We start from the raw sequence: 21,339 nt of genomic DNA on the forward strand, positions 1-21,339 counted from the left end.
GATGTCATGCCATCCGTTGAGTTAAACAAACCCGTTCCGGATTTTGAAGCGCCGGCTACCGGAGATCAGACCATAAGGCTGGACAATCTGAAGGGTCAGAATGTGGTAATTTACTTCTATCCGAAGGACAACACCCCTGGCTGCACCACCGAGGGCCAGGACTTCCGGGATCGGATGAAACAGTTCGAAGAGCTGGACACGGTTATTCTTGGAGTATCCAGGGACGGCCTGAAAGCCCACGAGAACTTCCGGGCCAAGCATGAGTTTCCCTTCCACCTGATTTCAGACAAGGACGAAGCCCTCTGCAACCTCTTTAACGTGATCAAGCTGAAAAAGCTCTACGGCAAGGAGTACATGGGCGTCGACCGCAGCACCTTCCTGATTGATAAGGACGGCGTGTTGAGGGCGGAATGGCGTGGCGTGAAGGTCAAAGGCCATGCGGACGAGGTTCTGGAGGCCGTACAGGCGCTTTAGGCGCCTGTCAGGTATCGCTGGTTTCGGCCAGCGGCGCAGACTCCTTCACCGGCCAGGCGGCAAATACGGCCTTGAGCATGGTTGCCAGCGGAATAGCAAAGAAAACACCCCACAAGCCCCAGATGCCTCCGAAGAACAATACTGCAACGATAATGGCGACCGGGTGCAGATTGTTTACTTCAGAGAAGAGAATCGGAACCAGGACGTTACCATCCAGCGCCTGAATAACACCGTACACTACCATCACCCAGATAAACTGGCTGCCCCAGCCGAAGGCGAACAGTGCAATGACCGCAACAGGGATGGTGACAACAGCGGCGCCAATGTAGGGAATGACCACGCTCAGCCCCACCAGCAGGGAAAGCAACGCAGCGTAGGGCATGCCCAGTAACTTGAAGGCAATGTAGGTGGCGCCCCCCACGATCAGGATCTCAACCGCCTTGCCGCGCACGTAATTGGCACACTGGAGGTTCACCTCGTGCCAAATCTGCAGCATCATCGGACGCTGGGGTGGCAAAAGCCGGGCAATGGAATTCAGCAGCACTGCCCTGTCCTTCAGGAAGAAGAACACCAGAATCGGTACCAGCACCATGTAAATCAGTAGCGCCACAAGGTCCGGAATGCTGGACAGCGAGAACGACACCAACCATTGGGTCATGTGCCCCACTTCGGTGCTAACCTGACTGTATACGGTGCTGACAGCCTCTCCAGAGATCAGGTGGGGGTATTGTTCCGGCAGCAGCTCAAGATAGGATTGGAGCTCCCGGATGATACGCGGTGCTTCACCTGCCAGGTTACTCAGCTGCGTCCAGATCAGCGGAAGCAGGCCAAACAGGAAGCCGACCAGTACGCCGAGGAAAACCAGGAACACGCCAATGATCGAAACCGTCTCCGGCACGCCGAGCTTGTTGAGCTTGGTAACCAGGCCCTGCAGAATAAAGGCGACAATGAGCGAGGCAATGGCCGGCGCAAGCATGGCACCGAACCAGATAACAAAAACGGTTCCTGTCACCAGTATCAGGAACAGGATGACCGCTTCTTCATCCGAGAAGTATTTGTGCGCGAGACCGCGTAATGTCCTGATCATTTACAGCTCCGAATTCTTAACCGCCGCACTTTATCACAAACCGGTACTGCCCGGCGGTTTCGGAACTGCTCATTAGCTTGTGATCAGACAGTTGCAGAAAGGCCGGAATATCCCGTGCGGAACCCGCGTCTGTTGCGATCACCTCGAGTTCTTCACCGGGCGCCATGCTGTTAAGCTCCAGTTTTGTTTTCAGCAAAGGCATCGGGCAGCGCAACCCGGAGGCGTCAAGCGTTCGATCAACCATACTAGCGATACACTCTCGCGAAAATTATAAGCGGATTTAACAAGCGGGCATTATGCCGACAGTGATAATGTATTGCATCACAATCCTCTTCAAGCAGGGGATCAGAACTTTTTATCGTAAACCGCTGTCAAACCGGCGACTCAGACCACAGGCACCCGGCACTACATGATTGTTAATCAACCCCGACCCCGAACGCTAGCGGGACTGGCGGTAACCGCCTTTCTGGCACTGTTGTTTGCTGCATTACCGGGCCATGCCCAGGAAAGCAGACTACCTAGCATAGGTGGCAGTGGCGGAGGCCTGATTGCAGGCCAGCAGGAATCGGATATCGGCCAGCAGGTCATGGTGTCTATCCGCCGATCAGCACCCCGGATAAGCGACCCCCTGGTTTATGACTACCTCAGCGCTATCACCTATCGCCTGGTTCCCTCGGCGCCCCTGCAGAATCGGGACCTGACCCTGGCGCTGATAGATAGCCCGGCAATCAACGCCTTCGCCGTGCCCGGTGGCATTGTTGGCGTCAACGGGGGTTTGTTCCTGAATGCCGCTACCGAGCAACAGTTTGCCTCGGTACTGGCGCACGAGCTTGCCCATCTTAGCCAGCGGCACTTTGCCCGGCGCATGGAACAGCAGGAAACCAGTGCGCCGCTCACACTGGCAGGCATGATTGCCGGCATTGTGTTGTCGGCGGTCACCCAGTCGGATATCGGTTTTGCGGCCATTGCAGGAACCCAGGCTCTGGCGGCCCAGAACATGCTGGCTTATAGCCGGGCCCATGAGCAGGAAGCCGACCGGGTCGGCCTCGACATTCTGGCCAGTGCCGGCATGGATCCCCGCGGCATGCCGGAAATGTTCGAAATCATGATGAGGCAGAACCGGATGCAGGGAAATCGCCTACCTGAATATCTGTCGACGCACCCGTTGACCCAGAGCCGTGTGGCCGACACCCGCAGCCGAGCCGAACAGTATCCGGACGAAAAGATCCGTGATGGCCAGGAATATCACCTGATGCGCAGTCGGCTACAGGTGCACTACGCACCCTCAGCCGATGTCGCGGTGGAAACCTTCGAAGCCTACCTGGATAGAACGGATGTTCAGAGGAATGACGCTATCCGGTACGGCTTGTCCGTGGCCTATCTTGAGAACAGGCAGTACGACAAGGCGGTGGATATACTGGAAGACCTTCTGGCCAGGAATCCCGGCCGGATCACCTTCCAGGTGACTCTGGCAGAAGTAAGGCTGGCGCAGAATCGTATGGACGATGCGCGGGCTCTACTGAAAGACGCGCTGGCAAGAAATCCGGGTAACTACCCGATCACCCATACCCTGGCACGCACCGAAATAGCTGACAGCAATGGTGCCGCAGCGGCTGAGTACCTCAAACAGCTGACTCGCCAATTCCCGGCGCAGGAACATCTGTGGCTTAAACTGGCCGAGGCAGAGGGTATGGCAAGAAACATCGTCGGCGTGCATCGCGCACGGGCGGAGTACGATGTCTTGATGGGTGATCTGGAGTCTGCCCAGCGTCAGCTCCGGCAGGCACAGGAGAAGTTGCCAGCAGGGGCACCTCAGCGACAGGTTGTGACTGAGCGGCTGGCCGAAATCACCAGCCGCCTGCACGCCCGGGCCAACAGCTGATCAGGCGTTACCTGCCGCCTTGAGATTCATGTTGGCGGTAAAATCCAGCATACGCTGAAGCGGCTGCAGCGCTTTTTCCCGCAAGCCAGGGTCCACAAGCACTTCCTGATCACCCTGCTCCAGTACGTGCAGCAGATTCTGCAGGCCATTCATGGCCATCCAGGGGCAATGGGCGCAGCTCCGACAGGTAGCGCCATTGCCTGCGGTAGGCGCTTCAATGAGCGTTTTGTTCGGAGCAAGCTGCTGCATCTTGTAGAAGATGCCGTTGTCTGTGGCAACAATGAACTTTTCATTGGGTAACGTCTGCACTGCGTGAATCAGCTGCGAGGTTGATCCTACGACATCCGCCATCTCAACGACGGCATCCGGGGATTCCGGGTGGACCAGCACCGCTGCATCGGGATACAGGGCCTTGAGATCCTCAAGCCCGCGATACTTGAACTCTTCATGGACGATGCAGGAACCATCCCAGAGCAGCATATCAGCGCCCGTGGTTTTCTGAACGTAGTGCCCCAGGTGCTTGTCCGGCGCCCAGAGAATTTTCTCGCCGCGGGTGTCGAGGTCTTCAACAATTGCCTGGGCACAGCTTGAAGTAACCACCCAGTCTGCCCTCGCCTTCACCGCCGCCGATGTGTTGGCGTAGACCACAACCGTACGGTCCGGGTGCTGATCGCAAAACTCGGCGAATTCGTCGGCAGGACAACCCACGTCCAGAGAGCAGGTAGCCTCAAGGGTTGGCATCAGAACACGCTTCTCCGGGTTCAGTATTTTCGCCGTCTCACCCATGAAACGTACGCCAGCAACCACGATGGTCGAAGCTGGGTGCTGATTGCCAAACCGGGCCATTTCGAGGGAATCCGCAACACAGCCACCGGTTTCCTCGGCAAGACGCTGGATATCCGGATCGGTATAGTAATGAGCTACGAGCACCGCATCCTGCTCCCGCAGGGCCGACTTGATACGAGCTTCCAGTTCGGACTTTTCGTCCTCGCTGAGCGGCTTCGGCTCGGCGGCATGGGCCAGGTGTTCTTGAACGAGGATACGGTCTTCGGCGTATGTCATTACTGCGTCTCTGTGTTGCGTTAACCGGGGCATTATAGCATTCGAACCCGGCCTTAATATTTCTGAAACAGGGCTATCACAAAGTTGTGATTTCGTTTTCTGTCACCTGTTTACCTAGGTAGGAACGTATACGCAAAAAAAAAGAGCCCGGAGGCTCTTTTTTCACAAAAACCCGCAGGTTTCTGTTATTTGGTGGGTCGTGAAGGATTCGAACCTTCGACCAATTGGTTAAAAGCCAACTGCTCTACCAACTGAGCTAACGACCCTGAACTGCGACTGAAGCCTGAGCTCCAATCCATACCGAATGACTCAGCCCACCCGGTATTTCGTATTTGGTGGGTCGTGAAGGATTCGAACCTTCGACCAATTGGTTAAAAGCCAACTGCTCTACCAACTGAGCTAACGACCCAAACGAGGCGCATATAGTAATGATTTTTGGCCGTTGATCAACCCCTTTTTCTCAGGTTTCTCAACATTTTTGCCACACTCGGCAATCAGCTGTTCCGGGACTCCAGAAACTTCCGGGCCAGGTCCGCAGCGCTGCTGGACGGGTAATCCCCGATCACCGTTTGCATGCTGCGCCGTGCCTGCTCTTTTTCCCCCAGACGATCGTGAGTCACGCCCAGCTTGTAGACAGCATCCGGTGCCTTGCGGTGATCAGCGAAACGGGTGGCAACAATGGTGAACGCCTGTTTTGCCTGCTCGAGTTGAGGCTTGACCAGATATACCTCACCCAACCAGTAATAGGCGTTTACCGTGAGATCGCCCTCCGGATACTCATCGATAAACTCGTATATCCGGCTGATGGCCTCATCGTATTTCTTCTGGTTACGGATCAGGTCCTGAATCTGTTCGTAGGCCTTTCGCTCTTCAGCGCTCGGCTGACGATAATCCCTGGCCTCCGGAGCAGACGCTGTCGAACCAGGACTGCTGGCTTCCGGCGCCGGCTGCGATGCAATCTTTTCCGACAGGTCCAGAATACGCTGGTCCAGATCAATGTAACGATCGCGCCCCTGCTGCTGCAGGCGTTCGATCTGGTGTCTCTGCTCCTCCACTTCACCCTGAAGCCGCCTGACTTCGCCCTGAAGCTGCTGGATCATGTAGAAGAGCTCAGCCGTCGCCTGACTGTTATTCGCGTTTCGCTGAGTGTCCTGAGCTGATTGCGCCAGGGTAACCCCCGCCTGCCCAAGGGCAAGCGGGAGAACCACTGTCGCCATGAGGAATTGTCTCATGGTCCTTCCTGTGTGATTACTCAAATACGAGTTCCACACGACGGTTCTGGGCCCACGCGCTCTCGCTGGAACCCATCACTGCCGGCTTCTCTTCACCATAGCTTACGGTTTCGAGCTGGCCACGTGAAGCGCCATTGACGATCAGGAAGCGCTGTACCGCGTTGGCACGACGCTCGCCCAGAGCCAGGTTGTATTCCTTGGTGCCGCGCTCATCGGCGTGACCCTCGATACGCACATTTTGACCCGGGTTATTGGCGAGGAAGCGGGCATGGGCTACCAGCACGTCACGGGCTTCCTGTTTGATTTCAGCAGTGTCGAAATCAAAGTAAAACACAGTAATTTCGCGAAGCGCCTGCTGCTCAGCCTGTTCACGGGCGGCCATTCGCTCTTCCTCGGTCATGGCTGAAGAGGAAACACCACCCTGGTCATCACCACCATAAACCGTGGAACCACCTTCCTGATCAACAGCAGCGACATCGGAACCGTACTCACCGCCTTCCTCAGAGGTGCCACCGGTGGAGCTACAGCCAGCTACCAGGCCAACGGACAACAACAGTGCGAATGCTTTTGATTGAGCCGAGAAATTCATAGTTTCTTCCTTTCAGTTAGGTCATGTGATCAGTTTGAAAATTGCCAACGCCGATAAAGCCCGGCGATCAGCGAACTAAAGGTCCCCAGGCCGGCTCACGGACATCGCCTTCGGATGCCGGCAAGCTGTAGGCTGCCCCGCCATCCGCGGATATAACCGTGAGCACGTTACTTCCATTCTGCCGCGTGGCATAGATCAGCATCCTGCCGTTGGGTGCAACGCTGGGAGACTCATCAGATTCCGTACGGGTGAGGATCGTTTCCTCTCCGGTTTTCAGTTCGGTACGGGCGATGTGGAACGCCCGATCCCGCTGGTGCACGTAATAGACGTATTTGCCTTCGTTATCGGGCCTGGGCCGGGCATTGTAGCGGCTGCCAAAGGTGATACGACGGGGCTCAGCACCCGGTGTTTCCATATGGTAAATCTGGGGCCCGCCTGAGCGATCCGAAGTGAAGAAAATACCCTTGCCACTGGCGTCGTAGCTCGGTTCGGTATCAATGGCCCAGTGGTTGGTCAACTTGGTCAGTTGCCGACTATCGAGATTCATCCGGTAGATTTCGGCGTTACCGTCCTTCGAAAGGGTCATCAGCAGAGACCTGCCGTCGTCGGACCAGGCTGGGGCCGAATTCAGGCCCGGAAAATCAGCCACCTTGGTGCGCTGGCCGGTTGCAAGTTCATGCACGAAGATTACCGGCTTTCCGGTTTCAAAAGAGACATAAGCCAATTTTTTACCGTCCGGGGACCAGGCGGGGGACAGAATGGGCTCCTGGCTTTCAAGGCGTATACGGGCACGTTTTCCATCAACATCGCTCACCTGCAGCCGGTACCGGGGCTTGCCGTTAGCGGTATCCAGCGTCACGTAAGCAAGCTTTGTGGAAAAGGCACCGGGTACACCGGTGATCGCCTCATACACTTTGTCGGCGATGTAATGGGCCAGAGAACGTGTGTTGGAAGCAGGCGCCGCCGCCGTCTCCCCGAGAATCCGCTCCTCGCGGTTCACATCGAACAGTTCATACCGCGCCTCCACACGGTCGCCGCTTCGGGTGAGCGAGCCGACCAGTACATAGCGCTGACCGAGCAGACGCCAATCCCGGAAATACACTTCTTCCCGCCGGGACGGCAGGCTCAGCATCTTTTCTGGAGGCAGAGTACGGAACTCGCCCGTCATGGTCAGATCGGCCTGGACAATGCTGCCAACCTTGTCTCCAGCGGGCATCTGCCCGGATTCGGCGAAGGGCACCACTGCCACGGGAATGGCGGAATCCGCCCCCTCGGTAATCCGGATCAACAGCTCGGCACGGGCTCCTGAAACTGCGGCAAAGATCAGGGCGAAGGCGACAAGTAGCATTCTGGACGGTTTGTGCCAAATCCGATGTGTCATGGTGTTATCCGCATCCTTATCTCAACCGACGTGGGTTGAATTCAATCGTAAACTGTCGGAAATACCGTTCAAAGGTATCCCGATCATTCGGTATCGGGTAACGGCTCAGCGAGCGCACGGCTCCCAGAGCGGAATTATCAAACGCAGTGTTACCACTGCTACTGACCAGACGCACCCCGGCGAGCTCGCCGGTTGGCAACAGGGTAATCTGCAGCCGCGCGGTCATATCTTCCGTTGCCGAGGATGGCGGATACCACGCCTGACTCAATCGCTCCCGGATCAATGCCTGGTACTTCTCGCTCTCCGACAACATCTGGGCTTCCCGGGCTTTTGCGGCAGCCGCCTCCTGCTGGCGACGCGCCTCTTCTTCCCGAGCTCTTTGGGCCGCCTGCGCCTGGGCCTCCAACTGCTGTTCGCGAAGCTTGCGCTCCGCCTCAAGACGTTTGCGCTCGGCTTCCTGGCGTGCCAGTTCTTCCTGGCGCTTGCGCTCAGCCTCTTCGCGTTTCCGTTGCTCTTCCAGCCGCCGCTTCTCTTCTTCCGCTTTTCGCTGGGCCTCTTCCTGACGACGCTTCTCTTCCTCGGCTTTCTGTCGCGCCCGTTCCTTGGCTTCCGCCTCTGCCTTTTTCCGCGCCGCTTCCTCTTCACGCGCTTTCCGGGCTTCCCGTTCCCTCGCCTCGGCTTCCTGGCGTTCCTGCTCCTTCTGCTGCTGCAGTCGCTTCTGCTCTTCCTGGCGCTTCTGCTCGGCGATACGACGGGCTTTTTCCTCTTGCCTCTGCCGCTCAGCCTCTTCCCGACGTCGCTGTTCCTCGGCCCGACGCTCCTCGTCGCGCTTCTGTTGATCGTCTGGTTCAACAACCGGGCTGGGCTCCGGCTCCTGTTGGGTAATCAAACGTGCCGATATGCTTCGGGGTGGCGGCTCGTGGTCGGTACTGGTCCACGACCAACCCGCCAGCGCGATACCCAGAATCAACGCATGCAGCGTGACCGAGAGCGCCACCGGTGATTTCCACGGTGCCATGCCGGTTGTGGTTACGTCCCGCTCGTGATCTCTCACAACACTCCTGCCCGCACCACTGTCAGTTGTCGTCCCGAGGTGATTCGGTGATCAGGCCGATACTGCTCGCCCCGGCACCCTGTAATTCCGCCATCAATCTGACAACGGTGCCATAGGGAACGTTTTCATCACCGCGAACCAGAATCTCACTTGAAGCGCGCTGCGAAAGAATCTTGGAGATCTGTTCCCGTAAATCCCCCAGTGTCATGGGGTCGCTGCCCTCATCACCGATTTCGACGTAATAGGCACCGTTTGCATCCACGGAAACAATGATGGACTCAACATCCTTATCTGCCTGGATCGGGTCCGAGGTTGTCTGAGGCAGATCCACCTTGACCCCCTGGGTCAGCATCGGCGCGGTGACCATGAAAATGATCAGGAGCACCAGCATTACGTCAATGTACGGAACCACGTTGATCTCCGACATTGGTTTGCGCTTGTTTTCCGGCATCATTCCCATGCCTTTCATAAAGCAGCGCTCCTAAGCTGATCTACTCCCATGAATTTCGGTGCCATCATGCGGCGCCCTTTTCGCTCTGGTGCACCCGGCGATGAAGAATGCTGGAAAATTCATCGGCGAAGGTTTCATAGTTTTTCAACAGGGCATCGGACATGGCCGAGAAACGGTTGTAGGCGATAACCGCCGGTATTGCGGCAAACAGGCCCATGGCAGTCGCAATCAGGGCCTCGGAAATACCGGGCGCTACCGTGGCCAGCGTTGCCTGCTGAACCTGAGCAAGGCCGCGGAAAGAATTCATGATGCCCCATACAGTACCAAACAGACCGATGTACGGGCTGGTGGAGCCCACCGTAGCCAGAAACGGCAGGCTTGTCTCAAGCCGCTCGTGCTCCCGCGAGAACGCTACACGCATCGCCCGCTGGGTGCCCTCCATAACCGCATCGGCGTCCCGGCTCTGCTGACGCAACCGGGAAAACTCCTTGAAACCGGCCCTGAACAGGGATTCCATGCCGGAAAACGGCGTCGGGTCGGCATTCACCTCCCGATAAAGCTGCCCCAGATCCATACCGGACCAGAAACGCTCTTCAAACGCCAGTTGCGCCCGTTTGGCCTTGCGGAATACCTGCAAGCGCTGGAATATGAGTGCCCAGGACATGATCGACGCCAGGGCCAGCAAAAGCATGACCAGCTGTACCAAGACACCGGCATTCGCAATGAGGTACCAGACTGAAAGTTCTGAATCCACTTCTTACTCCTGGCTCGTTCTGTTTATCGTTTCATTAGGCTGGACATTCTTGGCCAGCAATTCCTGCATGTTTTCGGGCAAACGCCGCGGGCGTCCGGTATCCAGCGCAACGCAGGCGACCCGGACATTACTGTCACTCAAAAGCTTGCGGTCGGTGGCCCGCAGGACCCGCTGCCGAAAGTCCATCCATACCCGGCCGAAAGCCACCGGTTCGGCGGTGACAAGCAACTCGTCATCAAGCTTGGCAGCAACAGCATAGTGAATATCCAGCCGCTGGACGACGTAACTGATATTGTCTGCCAGACCCGCCCTGAGACCTACCCCACAGCTTCGTACCCACTCGGTGCGGGCCCGTTCCATGTAATGGAGATATTTGGCGTGAAATACGATGCCGCCCGCGTCGGTGTCCTCGATGTAGACCCGGATCGGCAGCTCGAATCCTGCCTCTGGCGCCTGCTCAACCAAAAAGATCGTCCTCCCTGCCCGACTTCGGCGGAATGACACCAAAATGCTGATAGGCGTTGGAGGTTACCATCCTGCCCCTCGGCGTCCGGACCATGTAGCCCTGCTGGATCAGGAAAGGTTCAAGCACATCCTCAATGGTGCCGCGCTCCTCGCTGATAGCTGCAGCAAGGCTCTCGACACCTACCGGGCCACCATCGAACTTTTCAATCATGGCCAACAGCAGCCGGCGGTCCATGTGGTCGAAGCCCTGATTATCCACTTTAAGCATGTTCAGGGCCTGATCGGCAATGTCAGAAGTAATGCGACCGTCGGAGCGAACCTCCGCAAAATCGCGGACTCGACGCAACAGACGGTTGGCGATACGCGGAGTTCCCCGGGACCGTCGCGCAATTTCAAACGCGCCTGCTTCATCAACGGCTACCGACGACAGACGCGCGGAGCGCAGAATGATGCTGGTGAGATCTTCTGTGTTGTAGAACTCCAGCCGTTGGACGATGCCGAAGCGGTCGCGCAGCGGCGACGTCAGCAAGCCAGCCCGGGTCGTAGCCCCGACAAGGGTGAACGGAGGCAGATCCAGCTTGATGGATCGGGCAGCCGGGCCCTCACCAATCATGATATCGAGCTGGTAATCTTCCATCGCCGGATAAAGGACTTCTTCGACGGCGGCGCTAAGACGGTGGATCTCATCGATGAAGAGAACGTCACCTTCTTCAAGGTTGGTCAGCATGGCCGCCAGGTCACCGGCTTTTTCGAGCACCGGACCAGAGGTTGTCTTGATGGACACGCCCATTTCGTTGGCGATGATATTGGCCAGCGTGGTCTTACCCAGACCAGGGGGCCCAAAAATCAGTACGTGGTCCAGGGCTTCCTGGCGGCCACGGGCGGCGGATATGAAAATATCCATCTGTTCACGGACCGTGGGCTGGCCAACGTATTCAGCCAGCAGGGTCGGGCGAATGGCCCTGTCCTGTACTTCCTCGTATTCACCGGCCCGGGCCGAGATCAACCGGTCGGATTCGATCATGGCATCACCCATAGTGTGGGAATCAACATCGTGCCTCACGTTTGCCCGCTATTCCAGCGCAGCCCCAATTGTACAAAGGGGTTTGCAGGTGTCACGTTACGCTCTCTACAGGTTCACGACAGGTTTTCGCGATCAGGCCGGTATCATGTTTCGTAGGGCCAGTCTGATGAGGGTTTCGCTGCTCATGCCCTCTTCGGCGACCTTGCTGATGGCCTTTGCGGCCTCCTGTGGCTTGTAACCCAGAGCAATCAATGCGGCTTCCGCTTCCTCGGTGGCCGCCGGGCCGCCAACCGGACCCTGTCCGCCCACTTGCCCCAATCCTGTCGTCTCCGGCGACGTTGGCACAAATTGCCCTTCAAGTTGCCCTATCCGGTCTGCCATTTCAATAAGAAGCCGTTCTGCGGTTTTTTTGCCAACACCAGGCAGCTTGACCAGTGAGGCGGAATCGCGATTTTCGACGCATCGTATAAACTGCTGGGCGTCCAGACCGGAAAGAATGCCAACCGCCAGTTTCGGGCCAACCCCGTTAACCTTGATCAGGAGGCGGAACAGGTCCCGGTCCAGGCTTGAGGCAAAGCCATAAAGACTCTGGGCGTCTTCCCGGACGGCAAAATGGGTGTGGAGGGTCACTTCATCGCCGGTTTCCGGCAGATGAAAGAAGGTGGTGTAGGGAATGTCGACTTCGTAGCCCAGACCCGCGCATTCAACCAGCGCCTGGCCCGGAGACTTTTCAACCAGAATACCTCGGATACGACCAATCAAGCTGAATCTCCTGTCGCTCCTGGGAGCGGTTTATTGTTGTCGCACGCGACCGCTTCGGACCTTTCCGGCGCCACTGGCGACCCGCAGAATACTCTGGCTCATGTGGGCATGGCACAGGGCAATGGCCAGTGCATCGGCCGCGTCGGCCTGGGGTTTGCGTGAGAGCGAGAGTAACACCTGAACCATGTGCTGAACCTGGGATTTGTCAGCGCCACCCTTGCCGACCACCGCCTGTTTGACCTGCCTCGCCGAGTATTCGTGAACCGCCAACCCGCTGTTGGCGGCACTGACGATGGCTGCGCCGCGGGCCTGGCCGAGTTTCAGTGCAGAGTCCGGGTTCCGGGCCATGAACACCTGCTCGATGGCGAATTCTTCCGGCCGATACTCACCGATTAGAGTGGCAAGGCTCTGGAAGATGGTCTGGAGGCGCTCAGCCATCGGCTTTTCCCCCACCCGGATACACCCGCTATCGATGTACTCGATATGGCGACCATCCGCCCGAATGACGCCGTAACCGGTAATTCGTGACCCCGGATCAACGCCCAGAATTATCGCCACATCAATGCCCCTGACTGGTCAAAGCGATTCCATGATCTCGCCGGAAATATCCGCGTTGTGGTAGACATTCTGAACATCGTCCAGATCTTCGAGCATATCAATGAGCTTCAGGATGGTTTCTGCGCCGTCCCGGTCCAGCTCAACCCGCGTGGACGGAACCATGGTTACTTCGGCATTGTCCGGTACCAGCCCGGCATTGACCAGCGATTCCTTGACGTCCAGAAACTGTTCGGGTGTGGTGACAATTTCCCAGGATCCGTCGTCCTGGCCTGCGAGGTCTTCGGCGCCAGCATTGAGAACGGCTTCCACCAGCCTGTCCTCTTCCCACTCCGGACCGTAGCTGATGATGCCCTGTTTGGTGAACAGGTAGGCTACCGATCCGTCGGTCCCGAGGTTGCCACCCATCTTGTTGAACGCGTGGCGTATCTCGGCAACAGACCGGTTTTTATTATCTGTCATGACTTCCACGAATATCGCCACACCACCCGGGCCATAGCCTTCGTAGGTCAGCTCTTCGTAGTTGTCATCATCGCCACCACCGGCGCCACGTTCTACCGCGCGCTCGATGGTGTCTTTTTTCATATTGGCGGTGAGCGCCTTGTCGATGACCGCGCGCAGGCGGGGGTTATCATCAGGATTACCCCCGCCCTGGCGCGCAGCTACGGTCAGCTCACGAATGATTTTGGTGAAGATCTTGCCCCGCTTGGCATCCTGTGCCGCCTTGCGGTGCTTGATGTTGGCCCACTTACTGTGACCCGCCATACAGCTCCTCTCTTAAATCATTGACTTACTGATTGCCCTCGCCGGCTTCCGCCTTGTTGCCTTCAACCGGCTTTGACGGCTTGCGCAGACGGATATGCAACTCACGCAGCTGCTTCTCGTCCACTTCGCCCGGCGCCTGAGTCATCAGGCAGGTGGCGCTCTGGGTTTTCGGGAATGCGATGACGTCACGGATGGACGTAGCGCCGGTCATCAACATGACCAGACGGTCCAGGCCGAACGCCAGACCACCATGGGGCGGGCAGCCGAACTTAAGGGCATCCAACAGGAAACCGAACTTGGCGCGGGCTTCTTCTTCACCGATTCCCAGGATCCGGAACACCGCTTCCTGCATTTTCTCATCGTGAATACGGATGGAACCGCCACCCAATTCGGTGCCGTTCAAAACCATATCATAGGCACGAGAGAGCGCGTTGGCCGGGTCTGCAGACAGCTCTTCCGGGCTGCAGGAGGGCGCGGTGAACGGGTGGTGAATCGCGGTGAGGCCGCCGTCCGGAGTCTCCTCGAACATCGGGAAATCCACAACCCAGAGCGGTGCCCACTCGGACGTCAGCATGTCCAGATCGTGACCGATCTTGATGCGCAGTGCGCCCAGGGCCTCGTTGACCACATTGGTCTTGTCCGCGCCGAAGAACACGATGTCACCGTCTTCGGCACCCACGCGCTCCATGATAGCGAGCGCAACGTCATCACCCAGGAACTTGATGATCGGGGATTGCAGGCCTTCTACGCCCTTGGAGAGGTCATTGACCTTGATGTAAGCCAGCCCTTTGGCACCGTAGATGCCTACAAACTTGGTGTAGTCGTCAATCTGCTTGCGAGTCAGCTCGCCACCTTTCGGTACACGCAAAGCGGCTACACGGCCTTTCGGATCTTTGGCTGGGCCGGCGAATACCTTGAAGTCCACGCCTTCAACCAGATCGTTCACATCCAGCAACTCAAGCGGGATGCGCAGATCCGGCTTGTCGCTGCCATAACGCTGCATGGCCTCGGCATAAGGCATCTGCGGGAAGGACGGAAGCTCTACATCCAGAACATCCTTGAACAGCGAACGGATCATGTCCTCGTTCAACTTCATCAGGGTCTCTTCGTCAATAAAAGAGGCCTCAATGTCCACCTGGGTAAACTCCGGCTGACGATCCGCACGCAGGTCTTCATCCCGGAAACACTTGGCAATCTGGTAGTAACGGTCGACACCAGACACCATCAGCAGCTGCTTGAACAGCTGCGGCGACTGCGGCAGTGCGAAAAAAGAACCCTCATGGGTACGGCTCGGCACCAGGTAATCCCGCGCACCTTCCGGCGTAGCACGGGTCAGGATGGGCGTTTCCACATCCATGAAGCCGTTGCTGTCCAGATAGTTACGGATGTAGCTGGTTACCCGGGAACGGAAACGCAGGCGGTTGATCATTTCCGGGCGACGCAGGTCTACAAACCGGTAGCGCAGACGCACGTCCTCGCCAACGTCGACATGCTCATCCAGCGGGAACGGCGGGGTCGCTGCGGCGTTCAGAATGCTCAGCTCCTTGCCCAGAAGCTCAACCTGCCCGGTCGGCATGTTGTTGTTTTCTGTGCCAGCAGGACGGCGACGCACCCGACCGGTTACCTTGATCACGAACTCGCTACGGACTTTTTCCGCAAGCGCAAAGCTCTCAGGGGTATCAGGATCAACAACCACCTGAGACATACCATCCCGATCCCGCAGATCCAGGAAGATAACCCCACCGTGGTCACGGCGGCGGTGGACCCATCCGCAAAGTGTGACTTCCTGATCGATGTGGGATTCGTTAATCCCACCGCAATAATGACTGCGCATACCGGTTCCCGTTACGTTTAATGTGTTCGTTTATCACAGATGTCTGGGCAAGCTGGTGGCGATGGCTTTCCGAAACCGTGCGGAGCCATGGATGGCGGAGCCGAACGTACATGGATGTATTCACAGCGTGTTTCGGAAAGCCATCGCCACCAGCTTGCTTGCAGCATGTCTGGATCGCAAAAATTAGATCGCGACCTTACTCGAAAAGCCGCCCATTATAAACACAATGACGCTGAAAATCAGGCGCCCCTGGAGCGTAAATTGGAAGGCAGGATGACTGCCGAGTTTTAGAGGGCTAGAATGCTGATTTTTAACGGCATAGGGATGGAGTCTCACCTTGGCAACCAGAGCGGAGCAGAAACTGAAAACCCGGCGGGCACTGATGGATGCGGCGCTTTCGCAACTGAGTGCGGATCGGGGCTTTGGGAGCCTGAGCTTGCGGGAAGTCGCCCGGGAGGCGGGCATCGCCCCGACGTCCTTCTACCGGCACTTTGCGGAGCTTGATGAACTTGGGCTGGCGTTGGTGGATGAGGGCGGTGTAGCGCTCAGGCAACTGATGCGTCAGGCCCGCAAGCGGATTGCCCGGGACGGTGGCAGCGCCATTTCGACCTCCGTGGAAACCTTCATGGAGTATCTGGGCAACAACGCGAACCTGTTCCGGCTGATGCTCCGGGAGAGAACCGGGGTATCCAAGCCGTTCCGGACGGCGGTGAAGGCCGAGATCGATCATTTTGTCACGGAACTGGCGGATGACCTCCGGCGGATCGCCGATGAGCAGAACAGACCGCTTTCCGAGGCAAGGCTGGTCGCCGAGGCCATGGTGACACTGGTGTTCAACCAGGGCGCCGAGGCACTGGACGCGACGTCGAAAGAACGCGAAGAGCTTAAGGCCAAGCTGAAAACCGAGCTCAGGATGATTCTGGTCGGCTCCCAGACTCTGGCAAAGCGCCCGTAATCTGAGCGAGCTTTAAACGCCCGATTTCAGTTCCGCCAGCACCGGCGCCAGCCGTTGCCGAACCTGCTCCAGTTCCTCATCGGTATAAGGTACCGGCGCCTGCTTGCCCCAGATCGGACCCGGCCAGGCCGGATCGCCCTCGAATCGCACGATATGATGAAGATGAAGCTGGGGCACCATGTTGCCGAGGGCCGCAACGTTCATCTTGTCACCGCCAAAAACCTCCATCATCGCTTCACTGAGAGTCGAGGACTCGCGGACCAGCTGGTGCTGCTGATCCGCCGATAACTGGTAAATCTCCCGGATCCCGGCAACCGCCGGAACCAACAGAACCCACGGCCAGGTACTGTCGTTCATCAACCGGATTTCACACAGCGAGGTGCTTCCAAGGCCCATCGTGTCGGCCTCCAGTCGCTCATGTAACCGGAAAACCGCCGGTTCACTCATGATTCCCTCCCCATTATCTGGATTTACTCCGAGTGGAACTGCGTGCGGCCACGGCCGATGGCGTAGTAGATAAGGCCGTAACGTTCCAGCATCTCTGGCTCGTAGAGATTGCGGCCGTCAAAGACCACAGGCTCGCGAATGGTCGCAGCAATGGATTCAAAGTCCGGCGAACGGAATTCCTTCCACTCGGTGCAAATCGCCAGCACGTCTGCGCCCTTGAGCGCCTGCTCTTTGGTGCCGCAAAGAGTCAGGCCATCCTGGTCACCATAGATTCGCTGGGTTTCTTCCATCGCCTCGGGATCAAAGGCCTGCACCCTGGCACCAGCTTTCCAGAGATCTTCCATCAAGGTGCGGGAGGAAGCTTCACGCATATCATCGGTATTGGGCTTGAACGCCAACCCCCAGAGCGCAACGACCTTGCCCTCCAGCTTGCCACCAAAATAGTGACTGATCTTGTCAAACAGGACGTGTTTCTGGGCGTAATTCACCCCTTCCACAGCATTCAGCAGGCGGGCTTCATAACCACAGTCACTGGCGGTTCGGGCCAGGGCCTGAACATCCTTCGGGAAACAGGACCCGCCGTAGCCACACCCCGGATAGATGAAGTGGTAACCGATCCGCGGGTCGGAACCAATACCCCGGCGTACGGCTTCGATATCGGCACCCAACCGCTCTGCCAGATTGGCTATTTCGTTCATGAAGCTGATCTTGGTGGCCAGCATCGAGTTGGCCGCGTATTTGGTGAGTTCCGCAGACCGCAGATCCATAAAAATCATGCGATCATGATTGCGGTTAAACGGGTAGTAGACTTCCCGCAGAAGCTCCGCCGCCCTCTCGCTGTCGGTACCAACAACAATACGATCAGGCTTCATGAAATCGTTTATCGCAGCGCCTTCCTTGAGAAACTCAGGGTTGGACACCACATCGAAATCCAGCTCCAGACCACGCCGATCCAGCTGGGCGCGAACCGCAGCCCGAACCTTGTCGCCGGTGCCAACGGGTACGGTCGACTTGTCGACCACCACCTTGTAGTCCTCCATATGCTCGCCAATGGAGCGCGCAACCGCGGTCACGTACTGGAGGTCCGCAGAGCCATCTTCGTCCGGAGGCGTACCCACGGCAATAAACTGCAAGGTACCGTGGCGAACCGCTTCTTCTGTATCGGTTGTGAAGGACAGGCGACCCGCTTCCACCGTATGTTTGACGATGTTGTCCAGGCCTGGCTCATAGATGGGAATCTGGCCATTCTTGAGCTTTTCGATCTTGCCCCGGTCCACGTCCATACAAAGAACGTTATGACCAACATCCGCCAGGCACGCACCAGTTACAAGGCCCACGTAGCCTGTTCCAAAAATCGTTATTTTCATCCTTTAAATCCCGATACAAGTACTGAAAGGTTATTCGGTGTCGTCGGCTTTTTTCTTCTGCCAGATCGCTTCCCACGCCAAAGCGGTGCCGACAATGGTATCCAGATTGTCGTAGTCTGGCTGCCAGCCCAGGGTCTGGCGAATCAAGGTGTTGTCCGCCATCAGCCCTGCCGGATCGCCGGCGCGCCGGTCGGTTTCGGTAACCGGGAAGTCAACGCCGGATTGCGCCTTGACCACATCAATCACTTCCCGAACCGTAAAGCCGCGACCATAACCGCAGTTCATGACCTTCGAGTGACCACCATTGGCCATATAGTCCAGCGCCATCACGTGGGCCTTGGCCAGATCTTCCACATGGATGTAGTCGCGAATGCAGGTGCCATCCCGGGTATCGTAGTCGGTACCGAAAATACTCATTCCGTCACGCTGGCCGGTCACGCACTCGCAGGCCACCTTTATCAGGTGGGTCGCTTCAGGTGTCGCCTGCCCCAGCAAGCCTTCCGGATTGGCACCCGCAACATTGAAGTAACGGAGAATCACGTAGTTGAGCCTGGAGGCTGCAGCCAGATCCATAATCATCCGCTCGCTCATCATCTTGGACGCGCCGTAGGGGTTGATCGGAGCCAGCGGCAGGTCCTCGGTGAGCACCGCTTGCTCAGGCATGCCATAGACGGCCGCAGTAGAGGAAAACACCATGTACGGTACGTCGTGTTTTTCGACCGCTTTCAGGAGGTTCAGGGTATTGCGGGTGTTGTTGCTGTAGTACTTCAATGGGTTGGCAACAGACTCGGGCACCACAATATTGGCCGCAAAATGCAGAACCGCTTCAAACCGGTGACGGGAAAACAGATCCTCCACTGCCGCTTCATCGGCCAGATCTCCAACCACTAGTTCGCCAGCAGTCACCGCCCAGCGGTAGCCTGTGGAGAGGTTATCGAACACCACGATGTCGTGACCGGCCTGGCCCAGCTGGCGAACCACATGACTGCCAATATACCCGGCTCCGCCGGTAACGAGGACTTTCATAGGCGAGAACTACTCCTTCCCTGAATTCTGTTTGCGCAGACGCCGGATCTCTGCCCGCCGCCGGCTGAAAAACTCACTGATCACCCGGCTGCACTGATCGGATAGCACACCGCCAACGGCAGTCACGTCCCAGTTCAGATGGGGCTCTTCAAGCGTTCGGCGTGCGGACTCTATCGCTCCGGCCTTGGGCTCGGCTGCGCCATATACTAGCCGACTTATGCGGCCATGAACGATCGCGCCCACGCACATAGTACAGGGCTCAAGAGTAACGTAAAGCGTGGCATCGGGCAGCCGGTAATTGCCGACTCGGGCAGCAGCATCGCGCAGGGCCCGGATTTCCGCGTGAGCCGTGGGATCGCATCCGGAAATCGGCGCATTGAATCCGGCACCGATCTCTTTACCATCCAGAACCACCACAGCACCAACAGGCACTTCGCCTTTTGCTGACGCCTCACCTGCCAGTTGCAGTGCGCGGCTCATCCAGTATTCGTCTTCCGCTGCCACCTCAGACATCGGACCCAGTCATCTGACGCTTATTCCCACTCAATGGTTGCCGGCGGCTTGGACGAGACATCGTAGGTCACCCGGGATACACCGGTAATCTCATTGATGATCCGGTTGGAAACGGTCTCAAGGAGATCGTAAGGCAGGTGCGCCCAACGGGCGGTCATGAAATCGATGGTTTCAACGGCACGCAGTGCCACCACGTATTCATAGCGGCGTGCATCCCCGACCACGCCCACCGACTTGACCGGCAGAAATACTGCAAAAGCCTGGCTGGTCTTGTGGTAAAAATCCGCCCGGTGCAGCTCTTCCAGGAAAATGGCATCCGCCCGGCGCAGGATATCGGCGTATTCCTTTTTCACTTCACCCAGGATGCGAACACCCAGGCCCGGCCCCGGGAACGGGTGACGATATACCATGTCGTACGGCAAGCCGAGCTCCAGACCGATCCGGCGCACCTCGTCCTTGAACAACTCCCGCAAGGGCTCAACCAGCTTCATTTTCATGGTTTCAGGCAGGCCGCCCACATTGTGGTGAGACTTGATCACATGGGCCTTTCCGGTCTTGGAAGCGGCAGATTCGATCACATCCGGATAGATCGTGCCCTGAGCCAGCCAGTTCACGTCCTTGATATTGGCAGCCTCGTCGTCGAACACATCAATGAAGGTGTTTCCGATGATCTTGCGCTTCTGCTCGGGATCACTGACGCCCTTGAGCTTAGACAGGAACAGGTCTTCGGCATCAACCCGAATCACTTTCACGCCCATGTTGCTGGCGAACATGTCCATCACCTGGTCGCCCTCGTGAAGACGCAGGAGGCCATTGTCCACGAACACGCAGGTCAGCTGATCACCGATTGCCCTATGCAGCAGCGCAGCTGTTACCGACGAGTCGACGCCACCTGACAAGCCAAGCAGCACCTTGTCACTGCCGACCTGCTCACGAATCTGCTGAACCGCATCATCCACGATCTTGGCCGGTGTCCAAAGAGCCTCACAGTTACAGATATTGAGGACGAAGTGCTCGAGTATCCGCTTGCCCTGAAGAGTGTGGGTTACTTCGGGGTGAAACTGAACACCGTACAGATTCCGGCTGAGATCCTGCATCGCAGAAATTGGCGCGCTCTCAGTGGAGGCCAGAAGCTCAAAACCTTCCGGCATCGCCACAACCTTGTCGCCATGGCTCATCCAAACGTCCAGCAGGGACTCGCCAGCAGGCGTCAGATGATCGGTGATATCCGCCAACAGCGGGCCCTTGGCGCGCACCTTCACCTGGGCATAACCAAACTCACGCTTCTCGGAGCTGGCCACGCGACCTCCGAGCTGCTCTGCCATGGTCTGCATGCCGTAGCAGATGCCGAGAATCGGAATGCCGCGATCAAACAGCCCTTCCGGGGCACGGGGACCGCCCAGTTGAGTAACCGACTCCGGACCACCCGCAAGAATAATCCCTTTGGGATTGAACTCATTGAGCTCTTCATCGGTGATATCAAACGCCTTGATCTCACAGTAAACGCCGATCTCCCGCACACGGCGGGCAATCAGCTGGGTGTACTGGGAACCGAAATCGAGAATCAGGATGCGGTGGTCGTGAATGTTCTGGGCCATGGAGTCCTCGGAGCTGAATAAACAACGCGGCCCTCTGGGGGCCGCGTCTGGTAAGGCAATGA

23 protein-coding genes and 2 tRNA genes are annotated in these 21,339 nt (G+C 57.5%); 3 read left to right on the forward strand and 22 right to left on the reverse strand.

From position 1 onward, the window contains the following. Nucleotides 1-6 precede the first annotated feature (6 nt). Nucleotides 7-474 (forward strand): peroxiredoxin, encoded by a 468-nt coding sequence (locus GJU83_RS01270; protein WP_069183430.1) that lies wholly within the window; start codon nt 7-9, stop codon nt 472-474. A gap of 7 nt (nt 475-481) precedes the next feature. Here the strand turns inward: GJU83_RS01270 and GJU83_RS01275 are convergent, their stop codons facing one another. Together GJU83_RS01275 and GJU83_RS01280 are read right to left on the reverse strand one after the other, a co-directional pair. Beyond that, nucleotides 482-1,561 (reverse strand): AI-2E family transporter, encoded by a 1,080-nt coding sequence (locus GJU83_RS01275; RefSeq protein ID WP_069183429.1) that lies wholly within the window; start codon nt 1,559-1,561, stop codon nt 482-484. A gap of 16 nt (nt 1,562-1,577) precedes the next feature. Next, nucleotides 1,578-1,805: a sulfurtransferase TusA family protein gene (locus GJU83_RS01280; protein WP_069183428.1), complete on the reverse strand. Its 228-nt coding sequence runs from the start codon at nt 1,803-1,805 to the stop codon at nt 1,578-1,580. A 165-nt stretch (nt 1,806-1,970) separates the two neighbouring features. Here GJU83_RS01280 and GJU83_RS01285 point away from each other — a divergent pair, with 165 nt between their 5' ends. Further along, nucleotides 1,971-3,443, forward strand: a complete 1,473-nt coding sequence (locus GJU83_RS01285; protein ID WP_069183427.1) for a M48 family metalloprotease — start codon at nt 1,971-1,973, stop codon at nt 3,441-3,443. On the opposite strand, the gene nadA is transcribed toward GJU83_RS01285, so the two are convergent. The 15 genes from nadA to aspS all read right to left on the reverse strand — a co-directional run bounded on the left by nadA (nt 3,444) and on the right by aspS (nt 15,371). Then, nucleotides 3,444-4,505: a quinolinate synthase NadA gene (gene nadA, locus GJU83_RS01290; RefSeq protein ID WP_153633519.1), complete on the reverse strand. Its 1,062-nt coding sequence runs from the start codon at nt 4,503-4,505 to the stop codon at nt 3,444-3,446. A gap of 190 nt (nt 4,506-4,695) precedes the next feature. Then, a tRNA-Lys gene (locus GJU83_RS01295) sits at nt 4,696-4,771 on the reverse strand. A gap of 67 nt (nt 4,772-4,838) precedes the next feature. Continuing rightward, nucleotides 4,839-4,914 (reverse strand) — tRNA-Lys (locus GJU83_RS01300). A gap of 85 nt (nt 4,915-4,999) precedes the next feature. Beyond that, nucleotides 5,000-5,737: a tol-pal system protein YbgF gene (ybgF, locus tag GJU83_RS01305; RefSeq protein ID WP_069183425.1), complete on the reverse strand. Its 738-nt coding sequence runs from the start codon at nt 5,735-5,737 to the stop codon at nt 5,000-5,002. A 16-nt stretch (nt 5,738-5,753) separates the two neighbouring features. Further along, entirely contained in the window at nt 5,754-6,326 is a 573-nt protein-coding gene (pal, locus tag GJU83_RS01310; protein ID WP_069183424.1) for a peptidoglycan-associated lipoprotein Pal, read from the reverse strand. Between the two features lie 67 nt (nt 6,327-6,393). Further along, nucleotides 6,394-7,674 carry a Tol-Pal system beta propeller repeat protein TolB gene (gene tolB, locus GJU83_RS01315; protein ID WP_069183696.1) on the reverse strand — a complete coding sequence of 427 codons (1,281 nt, stop codon included), beginning with the start codon at nt 7,672-7,674 and terminating at the stop codon, nt 6,394-6,396. Nucleotides 7,675-7,723: 49 nt separating this feature from the next. Further along, nucleotides 7,724-8,704: a cell envelope integrity protein TolA gene (tolA, locus tag GJU83_RS01320; RefSeq protein ID WP_069183695.1), complete on the reverse strand. Its 981-nt coding sequence runs from the start codon at nt 8,702-8,704 to the stop codon at nt 7,724-7,726. 79 nt (nt 8,705-8,783) lie between these two features. Then, entirely contained in the window at nt 8,784-9,230 is a 447-nt protein-coding gene (tolR, locus tag GJU83_RS01325; RefSeq protein ID WP_069183423.1) for a protein TolR, read from the reverse strand. Between the two features lie 46 nt (nt 9,231-9,276). Then, nucleotides 9,277-9,966 (reverse strand): protein TolQ, encoded by a 690-nt coding sequence (gene tolQ, locus GJU83_RS01330; RefSeq protein ID WP_069183422.1) that lies wholly within the window; start codon nt 9,964-9,966, stop codon nt 9,277-9,279. A gap of 3 nt (nt 9,967-9,969) precedes the next feature. Continuing rightward, nucleotides 9,970-10,431 (reverse strand): YbgC/FadM family acyl-CoA thioesterase, encoded by a 462-nt coding sequence (locus tag GJU83_RS01335; RefSeq protein WP_069183421.1) that lies wholly within the window; start codon nt 10,429-10,431, stop codon nt 9,970-9,972. Further along, nucleotides 10,424-11,455, reverse strand: a complete 1,032-nt coding sequence (gene ruvB, locus GJU83_RS01340) for a Holliday junction branch migration DNA helicase RuvB (protein WP_008169131.1) — start codon at nt 11,453-11,455, stop codon at nt 10,424-10,426. The genes GJU83_RS01335 and ruvB overlap by 8 nt, the downstream gene beginning before the upstream one ends. Before the next feature lie 132 nt (nt 11,456-11,587). Beyond that, nucleotides 11,588-12,217 (reverse strand): Holliday junction branch migration protein RuvA, encoded by a 630-nt coding sequence (ruvA, locus tag GJU83_RS01345; RefSeq protein WP_069183420.1) that lies wholly within the window; start codon nt 12,215-12,217, stop codon nt 11,588-11,590. Between the two features lie 30 nt (nt 12,218-12,247). Further along, nucleotides 12,248-12,775 (reverse strand): crossover junction endodeoxyribonuclease RuvC, encoded by a 528-nt coding sequence (gene ruvC, locus GJU83_RS01350; RefSeq protein ID WP_069183419.1) that lies wholly within the window; start codon nt 12,773-12,775, stop codon nt 12,248-12,250. Nucleotides 12,776-12,793: 18 nt separating this feature from the next. Continuing rightward, nucleotides 12,794-13,537, reverse strand: a complete 744-nt coding sequence (locus GJU83_RS01355) for a YebC/PmpR family DNA-binding transcriptional regulator (RefSeq protein WP_069183418.1) — start codon at nt 13,535-13,537, stop codon at nt 12,794-12,796. A gap of 25 nt (nt 13,538-13,562) precedes the next feature. Continuing rightward, complete coding sequence (aspS, locus tag GJU83_RS01360; protein ID WP_069183417.1) at nt 13,563-15,371, reverse strand: aspartate--tRNA ligase; 1,809 nt, start codon at nt 15,369-15,371, stop codon at nt 13,563-13,565. A 337-nt stretch (nt 15,372-15,708) separates the two neighbouring features. Here aspS and fabR point away from each other — a divergent pair, with 337 nt between their 5' ends. Next, entirely contained in the window at nt 15,709-16,326 is a 618-nt protein-coding gene (gene fabR, locus GJU83_RS01365) for an HTH-type transcriptional repressor FabR (RefSeq protein ID WP_069183416.1), read from the forward strand. A gap of 12 nt (nt 16,327-16,338) precedes the next feature. Here fabR and GJU83_RS01370 read toward each other — a convergent pair whose 3' ends face one another. Genes GJU83_RS01370 through guaA form a run of 5 tightly spaced genes read right to left on the reverse strand, consistent with a single transcriptional unit; the run spans nt 16,339 to nt 21,277 of the window. Continuing rightward, nucleotides 16,339-16,773, reverse strand: a complete 435-nt coding sequence (locus GJU83_RS01370; protein WP_069183415.1) for an HIT domain-containing protein — start codon at nt 16,771-16,773, stop codon at nt 16,339-16,341. A 23-nt stretch (nt 16,774-16,796) separates the two neighbouring features. Next, entirely contained in the window at nt 16,797-18,140 is a 1,344-nt protein-coding gene (locus GJU83_RS01375; RefSeq protein ID WP_069183414.1) for a UDP-glucose dehydrogenase family protein, read from the reverse strand. A 30-nt stretch (nt 18,141-18,170) separates the two neighbouring features. Then, complete coding sequence (gene galE / locus GJU83_RS01380; RefSeq protein ID WP_069183413.1) at nt 18,171-19,166, reverse strand: UDP-glucose 4-epimerase GalE; 996 nt, start codon at nt 19,164-19,166, stop codon at nt 18,171-18,173. Between the two features lie 9 nt (nt 19,167-19,175). Continuing rightward, nucleotides 19,176-19,679: a tRNA adenosine(34) deaminase TadA gene (gene tadA, locus GJU83_RS01385; RefSeq protein WP_069183412.1), complete on the reverse strand. Its 504-nt coding sequence runs from the start codon at nt 19,677-19,679 to the stop codon at nt 19,176-19,178. Nucleotides 19,680-19,699: 20 nt separating this feature from the next. Continuing rightward, the gene (gene guaA, locus GJU83_RS01390) at nt 19,700-21,277 is read right to left on the reverse strand and encodes a glutamine-hydrolyzing GMP synthase (protein WP_069183411.1); all 1,578 of its coding nucleotides are present in this window, start codon (nt 21,275-21,277) and stop codon (nt 19,700-19,702) included. Nucleotides 21,278-21,339: the final 62 nt, after the last annotated feature.

Origin of the sequence: Marinobacter salsuginis (genome assembly GCF_009617755.1) — a bacterium.
GTDB lineage: Bacteria > Pseudomonadota > Gammaproteobacteria > Pseudomonadales > Oleiphilaceae > Marinobacter > Marinobacter salsuginis.